The sequence below is a fragment of the Buttiauxella cochleicola genome (genome assembly GCF_021282405.1).
Classification (GTDB): domain Bacteria; phylum Pseudomonadota; class Gammaproteobacteria; order Enterobacterales; family Enterobacteriaceae; genus Buttiauxella; species Buttiauxella massiliensis.
In genome coordinates this window covers 233,227-246,032 of the sequence record NZ_JAJSOU010000004.1, presented here as the reverse complement: position 1 = coordinate 246,032, position 12,806 = coordinate 233,227, and the positions used below count along the sequence as shown (strand labels likewise).

Sequence of the window (12,806 nt, the reverse complement as noted above, 5' to 3'; positions counted from 1 at the left end):
TTTTGTTTGCGCAACGTAGCTATTTAGGTGCGTTTGTTCTTATACTGTTGCGCACTTAAATCAAAAAAAGAGTGCGACCATGATTGATACCACCCTGCCGTTAACCGATTTGCACCGCCACCTTGATGGCAATATTCGTGCTCAAACTATTCTTGATCTGGGCCGCCAGTTTAATCTGCCGCTTCCGGCTGACTCCCTTGAAGCACTTCGTCCTCATGTACAAGTTGTGGAAACAGCACCTGACCTGGTGAGCTTCCTGCAAAAACTGGACTGGGGCGTTAAAGTCCTCGCGGATCTCGATGCCTGCCGCCGCGTAGCATGGGAAAACATTGAAGATGCAGCCCTGAATGGCCTGCATTATGTCGAATTACGTTTCTCCCCCGGCTACATGGCCATGACCCATAACCTGCCGGTTGCAGGTGTGGTGGAGGCGGTGATTGAAGGCGTTCGCCAGGGCTGCCGTGATTTCGGTGTTGAAGCCCGCTTGATTGGCATTATGAGTCGTACTTTCGGTGAGGCGGCATGTCTGGCTGAGCTGGAGGCCCTGCTGGCACATCGCGACAGCATTACTGCGCTTGACCTTGCCGGTGACGAACTCGGTTTCCCGGGTAGTCTGTTCCTGAGTCACTTTAACCGTGCACGTGATGCGGGTTGGCATATCACCGTTCATGCCGGTGAAGCCGCTGGCCCGGAAAGTATCTGGCAGGCAATTCGTGAGCTGGGTGCCGAGCGTATCGGACATGGTGTTAAGGCAATCGAAGATCCGGCGCTTATGGATTTCCTTGCGGAACATGGAATTGGCATCGAGTCCTGCCTGACGTCCAATATCCAAACCAGCACGATAGCCTCAATGGATAAACACCCGTTGATTACCTTCCTGGATAAAGGCGTGCTGGCTACGATCAACACTGATGACCCAGCCGTCCAGGGTATCGATATTATTCACGAATATAATGTGGCTGCACCGCAGGCAGGTTTGAGTGCGGCACATATCCGTACCGCACAAGAGAATGGTTTAAGAATTGCCTTCTTATCTGATGCAGAAAAACAGGCGCTGATTGCTAAGGTTCGCGCCGCGTAGCTCCGACAAGAGCTTGAGTCAGCTTGCTGACTCAAGCTCTCTTTTTTCTTTTGCTGTTTCGCGCGCAAACCCAGTGCCATTAAGACGAGGCTTTACCCTAAGCATCAATAATAATTGATGCTATTTTTAATCGTATAGCTTTCAACTTTCGGTGGTTTGACACTTTCATCGGTGATGTTCAGTACACATTCCAGTGGGTTGAAATACCCGTCGTAATCGCAAGTTTGTTTGACCAAAGCGATAGACTTGCCGTTGAGCGTGCTCTCAGAGGTGTAATCGAGTTTTTTCTTATTGTCGCTACCGGATTTCGCCTTGATAGCCAGGGTGTCATTTTTTGCTGTAGTTACCTTACCTAACGGATATCCATCTGCGTCGTAGTTATAAACAATGGATGTCGCTTCACTGTGCGCTGCCACCACAAAACCTCTATCGTCCGTCTCATAGGTAATAGCGACACTCGGCAATTCTGCTAACTGGCATTTTCCCTGAAGCTTTACCCGTTTTTCACGGGTGATAGCGTCAAGATAGTAATTAGCATCCAACACCAGGGTTGCCCCGGTATTGTTTTCCAGATCGTGAAATTCTAGCTCGTTGAAACACCCTTCTTCCGATATCAGGCCAACAATGCGTTTCACGACTTCGCCTTTTTCATTGATTAATGTCTGACTGAAGTCTTTTACCGGCCCACGCAGCGGGTCAAAATCAAATTCATTCGAGAAGCTCGCCATTTCTGGCGTGTAAGAAAGCGTATTGTTCTGATTGTCACACCCGGCAATAGACACTGCCAGCGCACAGAGGATAATGATTTTCTTCACGTAATTCCTGTCCCCGCCTTGAAATGTAACAACAATGATGTCCCCAAAATAATTCGAGTTGCAAAAGCGGCAAGAGAGCGAGTCCCGATGAGCTTACTCTGGTAAGTGATGCGGGTGAGTAAACGCAGCCAACGCACATGCAACTTGAAGTATGAAGGGTATAAGCAAATACAACAATTTACACTGCAGATACTATTCTTACTACAGCCCCTCAACAGAAGGAAGATACGATGAAACGTTCAATTTGGCTTGGTGTATGCCTGTTGGCTGCAGCAACTCCCGTACTAGCCGCACAGACTTCCTGCGATACAGTCAAGGCCGACATTCAGCAAAAGATAATCAATAACGGTGTCCCAGAGTCAGGCTTTAGCTTAACAATTGTTCCTAACGATCAAGCTGATAAGCCTGATGCCCAGGTTGTTGGCCATTGTGCTAATGATACGCAAAAAATCCTTTATACGCGTACCAGCAGCGGAAACTATCCGGTAAGCGGTGGTAGTACCCAGGATGGGTCACAAAGTGAGCCACAATAGTTATTAAAACGGATGTCGATGTCTAATGCATAGCAATTGCCAGGCAATCCGTAGAGAATGCGCGGCATAACTCGCGCAACAAGGAAGAGAATGATGTCTGAAACAACGCAACGACTGGCGACTATCGCCCTGACAGGAAGAGTGCTCGGTGCGCTTTTTTATCAAGAACCCAAAAGCCGGGATGTCGCATCACTGTATGCCTCACTTCAGGACACATCGTGGACTGAGCAATGGCCAGTGCAGCATGAAGAGCTGGCGAGTATCGCGCAGCGTATGGCGGAAGGTTTTAGCTATGAGCCAGAATCTTTGAGTGAAGCCTGGCAGCGCCTGTTCATCGGCCCGGACGCTTTACCTGCCTCGCCCTGGGGTTCGGTCTATCTCGATAAAGAACAAGTGCTTTTTGGTGACTCGATGCTTGAGTTACGCCGCTGGATGCGTAAAAACGACATCTCCAACGAGCAAGAAAACAACGAACCCGAAGATCACTTCGGTTTGCTACTGATGCTGGCCGCCTGGCTTGCTGAAGAAAGATTGCAGCCTAAAGTTGACGAACTGCTTGCCTGGCACATCCTGCCGTGGAGCGGGCGTTTCCTGGAGTTGTTTATCGTCAATGCTGAACATCCGTTCTATCAGGCGTTAGGCGAACTAACTAACCTGACACTTGCTGAATGGAGTAAAGGTTTGCAGATTCCTGTCGCACAAAAAGAGCTCTATTCCTAAGAATCTGAGTAACGGTGGATGACGTTTTCGCTTATCCACCGACTATTTCTCTAATATCAAACCGCATATTAACCCCCTCATTATCCGGCATTTACTCTCAGTCACTTTCCCCCGTAAAAGTTACAACGTAACTTCATTCAAACACTTTTAAGACAATTCTTTACAACCACGTTTCAAGCGAGGCGGCACAAGGCTAACTCGTTAATTTACACGCTAATCATTCGCCTGGTAATTTCCCTGTTTACTGGAATCATTCCCATTGCGTTGCTATAGGTCAAAACACCCTGCCGACACAAGGCATAACAACAAGCGACCTCAAGGTTGCTATAACGTGCACCCAGGGAGACACACTGCAATGCATAATACTTCCATCGTAAAACGCACTTTTTTTGGTGCACTGGCAATAATCGTCGTCCTCGGATTATTGATTTGGGGAATTGGTCCCGAAACCATAATCGCGCGTAAAGTGGATTTGCTTTATCTCGGGCAACAACACTTAATTTTGGTGTTTAGTTCGATGGCGCTGGCTCTACTTGTGGGGATCCCAAGCGGAATTCTGCTCAGTCGCCCTGCTGCTCGCCGTTTCGCTGAATATGCGATGCAAATCTTTAACGTCGGAAATACCTTGCCGCCGCTGGCCGTCTTAGCGTTGGCGATGGTGTTTATCGGGATTGGCGACAAACCTGCAATAATCGCATTGTTCCTCGCCTCGCTGCTGCCAATTGTCCGTAATACATACTCGGGTTTATCCGGCGTCCCTTCTTCGCTTATTGAAGCTGCCAACGGCATTGGCATGACTAAATGGCAACGCTTGCGTCAGGTCGAATTACCTAACGCATGGCCTGTCATGCTTTCGGGTATCCGTATTGCAACCGCAATTAACGTTGGCACTGCACCGCTGGCGTTTTTGATAGGTGCCAGCAGTTACGGTGAGCTTATTTTCCCGGGCATCTACCTCAATGATTTCCCGACACTGATTTTGGGTGCCGCTGCCACAGCACTCTTTGCCCTGATCCTTGATGTTGCACTCGCGGGCTTAGGACGCGTGTTAAGTCCTCACACAGTGAAATAAAAACAATAAAAAGGAGCCCGTCATGAAACCATTTAAACCGTTACTTGCCGCACTCACCACAACGCTGCTATTCGCAGGCGCAGCAAAAGCCGAACCTATCGTGCTGGCAACAAAAAGCTTTACCGAACAACATATTTTGTCTGCCATGACCACACAGTACCTACGTAAGAAAGGCTTCCAGGTGACGCCGCAGACCAACATTGCCACCGTAATTTCCCGTAATGCGATGATCAACAAACAGGTGGATATGACCTGGGAATATACCGGTACCTCATTGATTATTTTTAATCACATCAACAAACGTATGACCCCGCAGGAGTCCTACGACACCGTTAAAAAACTCGATGCCAAACTCGGATTGGTGTGGTTGAAACCTGCCGATATGAACAACACCTACGCCTTCGCGATGCAGCGCAAACGCGCTGAAGAAGAGAACATCAATACCATGTCGGAACTGGTGGCAAAAATTGAACAAATCCGCAAAACAGACCCGGACAACAACTGGATGCTCGGACTAGACCTGGAGTTTGCCGGGCGTAGCGATGGCATGAAACCTTTGCAGCACGCCTACAACATGCCGCTCGACAGACCGCAGATTCGCCAAATGGACCCAGGCCTTGTCTATAACGCGGTGCGCGATGGGTTTGTGGATGCTGGGTTGATTTACACCACCGACGGGCGCGTGAAGGGCTTTGATCTGAAAGTGCTGGAAGACGATAAGGGCTTCTTCCCAAGTTATGCCGTGACGCCTGTTGTGCGTAAAGAGACGTTAGCGGCGAACCCTGGGCTTGAGGAGGCTCTCGACACCCTCTCCGCATCACTCAATAACGATGTGATATCCACCCTGAATGCCAAAGTGGATATCGACCATGAAACCCCACAAAAAGTTGCGCAAGAATTCCTGCAGCGTAAAGGCTTGCTCTAAGGAGGCATCATGGAAACGTTACATTATATGATTGATAACGCGGGCTATCTTGGCAGCCTGACGCTACAACACTTGTGGCTAGTCTTATTAGCTGTGGGGCTGGCGATAGTTATTGGCGTGCCGTTGGGAATTTTAATTGTGCGCCACAAATGGCTCGCCACGCCGGTACTAGGTATCGCCACCATCGTGCTGACGATCCCGTCTATCGCGCTGTTTGGCCTGATGATTCCACTGTTTTCGCTGGTTGGACAAGGGATTGGCGTATTCCCCGCCATTACCGCTGTCTTCCTCTATTCGCTCTTGCCGATTGTACGCAACACGCACACCGCATTAGATAGCCTGCCGCCCGGATTACGCGAAGCGGGACGCGGTATCGGCATGACCTTCTGGCAACGCCTGCGTTGGGTTGAAATCCCAATGGCTTTACCGGTGATTTTTGGTGGTATTCGTACCGCAGTGGTCATGAATATTGGTGTGATGGCGATTGCTGCGGTGATCGGTGCTGGCGGCTTAGGTTTGTTATTGCTAAACGGCATCGGCAGCAGCGACATCCGTATGTTGATTGCCGGTGCGGTGATGATTTGTGTTTTGGCTATTGTGCTTGATTGGTTATTGCACCGCCTTCAATTGGTGCTGACTCCTAAGGGGATTCGATAATGATTAAACTAGAAAATCTCACCAAACAGTTCGTTCAGAAAAACGGCCAGACGTTTAACGCCGTTGATAACGTCAGCCTGAACGTGCCTGAAGGCGAAATGTGCGTGCTGCTCGGCCCTTCCGGCTGCGGTAAAACCACTACGCTCAAGATGATTAACCGCCTGATTGCCCCAACCGGCGGCAATATTCTGATTAACGGTAAAAACACTAACGAGCTGGATACCGTGACGCTGCGCCGCAATATTGGCTACGTTATCCAGCAAATCGGTCTGTTCCCGAATATGACGATTGAAGAAAACATTACCGTCGTGCCGCGAATGCTGGGTTGGGATAAAGCGCGCTGTAAAGAACGCGCCAGCGAATTAATGAGCATGGTGGCGCTCGACCCGAACCGCTTCCTGAACCGCTACCCGCGTGAAATGTCAGGCGGCCAGCAGCAACGTATTGGCGTGATTCGCGCCCTGGCGGCGGATCCCCCGGTGCTGCTGATGGATGAACCGTTTGGCGCGGTCGACCCTATCAACCGTGAAGCAATCCAGAATGAATTTCTGGAAATGCAGCGTCAACTGAAGAAAACAGTCATGCTGGTCAGCCATGATATTGATGAAGCACTGAAATTGGGTGACCGTATCGCCGTATTCCGTCAGGGGAAAATTGTGCAATGCGCCAGTCCCGATGAACTCTTAGCTAAGCCTGCCAATGAATTTGTAGGCTCGTTTGTTGGCCAGGATCGCACCCTGAAACGCCTGTTGTTGGTTCAGGCAGGTGACGTCACCGACCAACAACCGACAATTACCGCGCGTGAGTCCACACCGTTACCGGAGGCATTTTCTACTATGGATGATAACGACATGCGCTCGATAACCGTTGTGGATGGTGAAGGTAAGCCATTAGGCTTTGTGAAGCGCCGCGAAGCGCGTGGGGCCATCGGTTCTTGCTCTGAGTTACTGCATCCGTTCCGCGTGACCGGGCGTGCGGAAGATAACCTGCGAATCGTGCTATCTAAACTCTACGAGCACAACATGGTATGGATGCCGATTACTGACGAAGATGGCCGCTACAGCGGTGAAATTTCGCAAGATTATATCGCCGATTACCTCAGTTCAGGCCGCACCCGCCGAGCACTGAATATTTCGTAGTTTAACAACGCCAACATTAGTCGGGTTAGCGCCAGCAACATCCGACAAAACAGCAACAAACGGTGGATGACGCTAACGCTCATCCACCTTACAATACCTGGATGCACCATCTAAACCACTTCCCCGATATGAAAGGCATGCTTCGACGGCTAATATTCGCCGTCTGGATTGGCGTTGCCTCTGCATTAGTCGTCTGGCTGTTTCGCCAGTCAATGTATTTCCTTGAAAGCCTTTTCCTTGGCGACCATAGCGGAAGCCTGGTTGCAGCCGCTGCAGCACTCCCGCCGTGGCGCAGATTACTCACCCCGGCTATTGGTGGTTTACTTGCGGGTACACTACTTTGGGGCTGGCAACGCGCCACACGCCAGCGCCCTTCTGCTCCCACCGACTATATGGAAGCCATCGAAACCGGCGATGGGCGTCTTGATGTATCCGCAAGTCTGGTCAAATCGGCCGCGTCATTGATTGTGGTAGCAAGCGGCAGCGCCATTGGCCGTGAAGGGGCCATGATCCTGCTGGCCACCGTGTTTGCTTCGGTATTCGCCCAGCGTTTCACCAATAAAGATGAATGGAAACTATGGGTCGCCTGCGGAGCTGCCGCCGGGATGGCAAGTGCTTATCACGCGCCACTAGCGGGCAGTTTGTTTATCGCCGAGATTCTGTTTGGCACACTGATGCTCGCCTCGTTGGGTCCAGTAGTGATTGCCGCCGTCAGCGCCTTGTTGATGACTCATTTACTCAATGACGAACAAGCATTGCTTTATACCGTGCGAGCGTTAAGCGCTCCGCAACCTATACAGTATTTGCTGATGGCAACCTTCGGTGTGATAGCCGGTGTCGCCGGGCCGTTATTACTCTGGCTGATGTCCCACAGTAGTAAATTGTTCCAACGTTTGCATTTAACGCCGCCGTTGCAACTGGCGCTGGGTGGTTTGCTGGTTGGGCTGCTTTCGCTGATTACGCCATTGGTTTGGGGAAATGGTTACAGCGTGGTGCAATCGTTCCTTTCTCAGCCTCCGGCGCTGCTGTTTGTGGCAGGGATTCTGGTTTACAAACTAGCAGCGGTGCTGGCAAGTAGCGGTTCCGGCGCGCCCGGTGGCGTGTTCACACCGACACTGTTTGTAGGTGCAGCGCTCGGAATGCTGGTCGGACAATGGTTTGGGATTTGGACGTGGAGTGGCGATAGTATCGCTATTTTGCTGGCATTAACCGGAATGGCAACGCTTTTAGCGGCGACTACGCATGCACCGATTATGTCCACATTGATGGTTTGTGAAATGACCGGGGAATTTACTTTACTCCCCGGCTTACTGCTGGCGTGCGTAATTGCTTCAGCACTTTCGCGCTGGTTACGCCCGCAAACGGTCTACAGTCAGAACGCTGCTAAGACGGGATAAATCGATGTAACTTGCCAGTTCACGCTGCTCTGCTCGAGGCAAATAAGGCAGTTCGCCCACCAGCGGTGCAGGCAATTTCTTGCTTAATACATCGATAATTTCTGCGTAGTGTGCAAGCCCTGGATTGATACGGTTTGCCACCCAACCAATCAGTGGCAAGCCATCATTGGCAATCGCCTGAGCTGTCAGTAAGGCATGATTGATGCAGCCTTCCTGAATCCCAACCACCATCAACACCGGTAACTGTTCCTGAACCACCCACTCCGATAATGGACGTAAGTCGTTCATCAGGCTGCGCCAACCGCCAGTGCCTTCGACAACAACATGATCCACCTGCCCGGCCAAACGCTGAAGCCCATCAGACAGCAGCGAATAGTTAATCTGGCAGTTATGGCTCACGCTGCTTTCTTCTTCGCTAAGAGCGATAGGATTGATGGCTTCATAAGGTAAATTGACAGTGGAAACGCTTTGTAGAACTAACGCGTCTTTGTTGCGTAGGCCCTCTGGCGTCTCTTTACTGCCTTTGGCTACCGGCTTATAGCCGACGACACTTTTGCCACTGGCTGCAAGAGCCTGCAACAAGGCGCGAGAAACCACAGTCTTCCCGACTGCAGTATCGGTACCCGTTATAAAGAAACGCGTAAGCATGACTAACTCCCAAGGTAATGCTTTAAGTACCCATCAAACTTAAGGTTGCAGGTGTGGTTATAACCCGCCCGCAGCTCAAATTATTCAGGGTATGAGTGATTAAAAATTGAATAATTCAGGAGTGAAAGTCTAAAAGAATAGTCATTCGACCAGATTGAGATAGCGCAATTTTTAGTGGATCAGGCAATGACATTAACCTTGCAGCAAGCGAATCAATAATGAGCCGTTATACATTGCATCTTTTACCAGCGCCGCGCCCGCCATTGTTCCACGATGATTGTACTGGGTACTTTCAACAACCATATGTTCGCTATATGCAGGGAGTGCTTGTTGGCGAATACAACTGGTGATTGCCGGATGCAGAATCTCTGCGGCTCGGTTAAACGGGGAACCAATCAGGATTTTTTGTGGATGGAACAGATTCACCATTATCGCAAGTATACGGCCGACGTTAGTGCCAATACCGAGAATGATATCTTTCGCTAATAGATCGCCACTTAATGCAGCATCACAGAGAGACTCGACTGTCAGAGGTTGCTCATGCAGCATGGAACCCATCGACTGGCTCATGCGAAGCTGCGCCAACTCAAGCACGCTGTCGATACTGGCAATCGTTTCCAGGCAACCGTGGTTACCGCAATAACAACGTTTACCATACGGATCGACTTGCGTATGGCCAATTTCAACCAGGCTGCTACTGCCCGCATGGAGCAGGCGGCCATCGGTAATCACACCGGCTCCGACGTTATCATCAATAACAACCTGAATCACATCACGAGCGCCCTTTGAGGCGCCAAACAGCCCTTCCGCCATCGTCCAGGCGCTGATGTCATGCTGAATATAGACCGGCACGCCGGTATAGTTTTCCAGAATCTCACCGAGCGGCATATCGCAGACTTCATAAAACGGCATCCGATGCACTATGCCGCGCTTGGTGTCGATAATACCCGGCATAGTGATAGCTATCGCCGTCAGGCGCTCAAGTTTTTGCTGATGGCGGATAAAGAACTGATCAATCTGCGCGATGATGCGTTCAATAAGCGGTTGTGCGTCATTAATAGCAAGGTCAACCGTATCTTCAACTATCAGCTTGCTGCTTAAATCATGCAGGCCAAGGGAGATTTCCCCACGACTAATACGCACGGACAAGTAGTGCCATGCTTCAGTTTCCAGCATCAAACCCACGGCGGGACGGCCCCGGCTACCGGGGTCTTGAATTTCCGTTTCCTGCACCAGATGAGCTTCAATCATTTCACGAACAATTTTCGTGATGCTGGCAGGCGCAAGTTGCGCCAGGCGAGAAAGATCGATGCGCGACACCGGCCCATGGGTATCAATCAAGCGATAAACTACGCCCGCATTAGTTTGCTTGATCTGATCAATATGGCCCGGTTGACTATCAGCAACCACTTGCGACTCCCTTTATTTTCGCGCTTCGAAATAAACTTTGGGCTATGGTGAAACACTTCAAGTGAAGGAGTCAAATATTTAAGTAGGGTTGTGATTTACCGCACATAATCTGCTGTATTAACCCTCTTTTAACGTCGTTATTGACTCAGTGAGCAGCGCAGAGATGCGAAGTGCCGCAGCTGAAAGTTCACGGTGCTTTGGCCAAACCAGCCACATTTCAGATTGCGCTTCCGGCTCATCTATGGGTAGCCACACCACTTCAGATAGACGGACGCGTTTAAATGACGCCGGAAGTATCGACACCCCTAACCCGGCGGACACCAACCCAATGATCGTCATAGCCTCGCCCACTTCCTGGGTGATGTAGGGTGAAATCCCGTGGCGTTGCAGCAGGCCGAGAATATCCTCATACAGCCCGGTCCCAACGAGCGGATCAAAGAAGACAAAAGGTTCATGTGCGAGCTGTTGCAGCGAAACTTTTGAGCATTGGGCCAACGGATGGTCACGATGCACCATTGCCAGTAGTGGCTCACGTAGAACCAGACTCCAGTCGAGCGTATCCGGAAGCCGCGTGTTGCGCATTAAACCGAGTTCGAGTTCACCGTCGTTTAACGGTGCAATTTGCTTGCGAGTGTTGATTTCCCGCATCTGGAGATGTACGTCCGGGTAGCTGCGGCGAAATGTCGAAAGACTATCGGATACCGTTTTAATAAAGGGCGCGGATGAGGTGAAACCAATACGCAACTCGCCGGTTTCCCCTTGATGAAGCCGGGCTGCGCGCCCTGCCGCTGCATCAACCTGGCTTAAAATCTGCCGGGCATCTTGCAAAAACTGGCTGCCTGCGGCGGTCAGATTCACGCTGCGATTAGTTCTCGCCAGTAGACGCGCACCAATTTGCTGTTCCAGGATTTGAATTTGCTGGCTCAAAGGTGGCTGAGAGATACGTAAACGCGCGGCAGCCCGTCCAAAATGCAGCTCTTCAGCAACGGCAATAAAGTAACGCAGATGGCGCAATTCAATATTCATACTTTTAAAATATTAATTGAGATTATTAATATATTAGACAGAACAATTACAATTTTCTACTCTGAAAAGAAGACTTCATTTGTGGATTTTTAAGGACCGATTTTGAGCCGTACAACCCTCGTCAACACCGCCCCGGCAGCAGATATTGACGAAAGACGATCTCCCCAGCCGGTCACTTACATCAAGCGTGGTTCACCTCAATTTATGCGCGTTACGCTTGCGCTCTTTTCCGCAGGACTTGCCACCTTCGCGCTGCTTTATTGTGTACAACCAATACTGCCGGTTCTTTCTCATGAATTTGGAGTCTCACCGGCCAGTAGCAGTATTTCGCTATCTGTTTCTACCGCTATGCTGGCGATTGGGCTGCTCTTTACTGGCCCGCTGTCTGATGCCATTGGTCGTAAACCCGTGATGGTTACGGCGCTATTACTCGCCTCATGCTGCACGCTGCTTTCAACCATGATGACAAGTTGGCATGGCATATTGGTGATGCGTGCCCTGATTGGGCTGTCTCTTAGCGGTGTTGCTGCGGTTGGTATGACTTACCTGAGTGAAGAAATCCACCCAAGCGTAGTGGCATTTTCGATGGGGCTGTATATCAGTGGGAACTCGATTGGTGGCATGAGTGGCCGCCTGTTAAGCGGCGTGTTGACCGACTTCTTTAACTGGCGTATTGCCGTTGCGGCTATTGGCTGCTTCGCACTCGCGTCAGCGTTAATGTTCTGGAAAATACTGCCAGCCTCAAAACATTTTCGCCCTTCTTCGCTGCGGCCAAAAACGCTGTTTATCAACTTCCGACTGCACTGGCGTGACCAGGGGCTACCGCTGTTATTTGCGCAAGGCTTTTTGCTGATGGGGGCGTTTGTCACCCTGTTTAACTACATTGGTTATCGCCTGATGCAGGGGCCGTGGTATTTAAGCCAGGCGGTGGTCGGGCTTTTGTCGGTAGCGTATTTGACCGGAACATGGAGTTCGCCAAAAGCCGGGGCAATGACCGCAAAATTTGGCCGTGGTCCGGTGATGGTCTTTTCCACCGCGGTGATGCTGGCAGGCGTGGTGTTAACGGTCTTTTCACCGCTGCCGATTATCTTCATCGGCATGCTGCTCTTTTCTGCTGGATTCTTCGCCGCACACTCCGTCGCCAGCGGCTGGATTGGCCCGCGAGCTAAACGCGCAAAAGGGCAAGCCTCGTCACTTTATTTATTCAGCTATTACCTTGGTTCAAGTCTTGCCGGGACGCTCGGCGGTGTGTTCTGGCACCAGTTTGGCTGGCCGGGAGTCGCGAGTTTTATTGGCTCACTCCTGGTCATCTCCTTAATGGTGGGGACACGTTTGCATCATCGCGCACAATAACCCCGTTACGGCCTCGTTTTCGGGATGGCT

The 12,806-nt window shown here is 50.6% G+C and carries 13 protein-coding genes; 9 read left to right on the top strand and 4 right to left on the bottom strand.

Going from position 1 to position 12,806, the window contains the following annotated elements:
- Nucleotides 1-79: 79 nt before the first annotated feature.
- Nucleotides 80-1,081: an adenosine deaminase gene (gene add, locus LVQ79_RS07440; protein ID WP_154150177.1), complete on the top strand. Its 1,002-nt coding sequence runs from the start codon at nucleotides 80-82 to the stop codon at nucleotides 1,079-1,081.
- A 104-nt stretch (nucleotides 1,082-1,185) separates the two neighbouring features.
- Here the strand turns inward: add and LVQ79_RS07435 are convergent, their stop codons facing one another.
- Entirely contained in the window at nucleotides 1,186-1,896 is a 711-nt protein-coding gene (locus LVQ79_RS07435) for a YnfC family lipoprotein (protein ID WP_232864452.1), read from the bottom strand.
- A gap of 230 nt (nucleotides 1,897-2,126) precedes the next feature.
- On the opposite strand from LVQ79_RS07435, the gene LVQ79_RS07430 reads away from it, so the two are divergent.
- From LVQ79_RS07430 to clcB, 7 genes are all read left to right on the top strand, one after another.
- On the top strand, nucleotides 2,127-2,429 hold the full coding sequence (locus tag LVQ79_RS07430; RefSeq protein ID WP_232864451.1) for a DUF1161 domain-containing protein: 303 nt from the start codon (nucleotides 2,127-2,129) through the stop codon (nucleotides 2,427-2,429).
- Between the two features lie 90 nt (nucleotides 2,430-2,519).
- The gene (gene dmsD, locus LVQ79_RS07425) at nucleotides 2,520-3,149 is read left to right on the top strand and encodes a Tat proofreading chaperone DmsD (protein ID WP_370639838.1); all 630 of its coding nucleotides are present in this window, start codon (nucleotides 2,520-2,522) and stop codon (nucleotides 3,147-3,149) included.
- A 355-nt stretch (nucleotides 3,150-3,504) separates the two neighbouring features.
- Nucleotides 3,505-4,221, top strand: a complete 717-nt coding sequence (gene osmY, locus LVQ79_RS07420) for an osmoprotectant ABC transporter permease OsmY (protein ID WP_154150169.1) — start codon at nucleotides 3,505-3,507, stop codon at nucleotides 4,219-4,221.
- Between the two features lie 22 nt (nucleotides 4,222-4,243).
- A complete protein-coding gene (gene osmX / locus LVQ79_RS07415; RefSeq protein ID WP_232864449.1) occupies nucleotides 4,244-5,146 on the top strand; it encodes a glycine betaine ABC transporter substrate-binding protein in 903 nt (300 codons plus the stop codon).
- A gap of 9 nt (nucleotides 5,147-5,155) precedes the next feature.
- Entirely contained in the window at nucleotides 5,156-5,803 is a 648-nt protein-coding gene (osmW, locus tag LVQ79_RS07410) for an osmoprotectant ABC transporter permease OsmW (RefSeq protein WP_232864448.1), read from the top strand.
- Nucleotides 5,803-6,942 carry an osmoprotectant ABC transporter ATP-binding protein OsmV gene (osmV, locus tag LVQ79_RS07405; RefSeq protein ID WP_232864447.1) on the top strand — a complete coding sequence of 380 codons (1,140 nt, stop codon included), beginning with the start codon at nucleotides 5,803-5,805 and terminating at the stop codon, nucleotides 6,940-6,942. The genes osmW and osmV overlap by 1 nt, the downstream gene beginning before the upstream one ends.
- A 101-nt stretch (nucleotides 6,943-7,043) precedes the next feature.
- Nucleotides 7,044-8,339: a voltage-gated ClC-type chloride channel ClcB gene (gene clcB, locus LVQ79_RS07400; protein ID WP_232864517.1), complete on the top strand. Its 1,296-nt coding sequence runs from the start codon at nucleotides 7,044-7,046 to the stop codon at nucleotides 8,337-8,339.
- Here clcB and bioD read toward each other — a convergent pair.
- The 3 genes from bioD to ynfL form a co-directional block, all read right to left on the bottom strand.
- The gene (gene bioD, locus LVQ79_RS07395) at nucleotides 8,292-8,987 is read right to left on the bottom strand and encodes a dethiobiotin synthase (RefSeq protein ID WP_232864446.1); all 696 of its coding nucleotides are present in this window, start codon (nucleotides 8,985-8,987) and stop codon (nucleotides 8,292-8,294) included. The two genes, clcB and bioD, sit on opposite strands and share 48 nt — an antisense overlap.
- Nucleotides 8,988-9,179: 192 nt before the next feature.
- Nucleotides 9,180-10,397: a sugar metabolism global transcriptional regulator Mlc gene (mlc, locus tag LVQ79_RS07390; RefSeq protein ID WP_232864445.1), complete on the bottom strand. Its 1,218-nt coding sequence runs from the start codon at nucleotides 10,395-10,397 to the stop codon at nucleotides 9,180-9,182.
- 117 nt (nucleotides 10,398-10,514) lie between these two features.
- Nucleotides 10,515-11,423, bottom strand: coding sequence for a multidrug efflux transcriptional activator YnfL/SxtR(Kp) (gene ynfL / locus LVQ79_RS07385; protein ID WP_232864444.1), 909 nt, complete (start codon nucleotides 11,421-11,423; stop codon nucleotides 10,515-10,517).
- 102 nt (nucleotides 11,424-11,525) lie between these two features.
- Here ynfL and ynfM point away from each other — a divergent pair, with 102 nt between their 5' ends.
- On the top strand, nucleotides 11,526-12,776 hold the full coding sequence (gene ynfM, locus LVQ79_RS07380) for a multidrug efflux MFS transporter YnfM/SxtP(Kp) (RefSeq protein WP_232864443.1): 1,251 nt from the start codon (nucleotides 11,526-11,528) through the stop codon (nucleotides 12,774-12,776).
- The last annotated feature ends 30 nt before the right edge of the window (nucleotides 12,777-12,806 follow it).